Here is an 897-nt window from a genome sequence, read left to right as displayed (position 1 = left end):
CAATTGCGCATGCGGTCAATGGCGTAGCTGAAGCCGCTGGTTGATGCGCTTAAGTAGGGCGTATCGATTTGCTTCAGGTTGCCTATTGCAACAACTTTGGTGCCTGGTCCCGCTCGTGAGATTAGGCCAAGCATTTGGGCTGCCGTTAGGTTTTGTGCCTCGTCAATTAAGAAGAACTTGCCTGAAAAGCTTCGGCCGCGCATAAAGCTCGAGCTTTTTATTTTTACGCGGTTCTTCAAAAACTCAAGGCCGGATTTTCGCTCAAAGTCGTTGCCTTCAGGGCTTGCGCTGAGAGTTTCTAGGGCGTCGGTAATCGCGCCCATCCACGGTTCTATTTTTGCCTCTTCCTCACCAGGTAAAAAGCCGATATCTTCGCCCATTGGAACCGTGGCGCGAGTGACAATAATCTCATCGTAGAATTTATCTTCGTAGCAAAGCTGCAGCGCCGCGGCCAGTGTTAGTAGGGTTTTACCAGTACCGGCATCGCCCGCAATAGTGACAAAATCGATCTCAGGATCGGTCAAAATGGAGAGGGCATAGTTCTGCTCTTTATTTCGCGCTTGTATGCCCCAGCAATGATATTGCTGTTCAAAATCCGGAAGTATCTCAATCGATGCGGTGGAGCCTTCGATCTTTCTGAGGATGCCGCGAAAGTTTTGTTGGCTCGTCGAGTCTGAATAAATGTGCGTGTTAATTGGCCAGTTGCCAATCCAAGGGGCCGTAACATGGTAAATAATGATAGTGCCGACATCTGGTGAGTCTTCTCGGTCTATCTGGATATCGACACCCGTGGCTTCCCACATGTCATCCGTAATTTCTATCTGCCCGCCAAACAGTGTTTCGTCACCAACATTGGCAACCTGATCGTTTCGATAATCTTCGGAGACAATGCCCAAA

The 897-nt window shown here is 49.2% G+C and carries 1 protein-coding gene; it reads right to left on the bottom strand.

Annotated elements, in window-relative coordinates; all coding sequences use genetic code 11:
- The coding region (locus A3750_RS16630; RefSeq protein ID WP_156498661.1) for a PhoH family protein at window positions 1-897 on the bottom strand (897 nt) is incomplete at both ends.

It is taken from the genome of Oleiphilus sp. HI0079, from assembly GCF_001635105.1.
The sequence above is the reverse complement of the archived record's forward strand: the minus strand, read 5'-3'. Positions and strand labels throughout refer to the sequence as shown.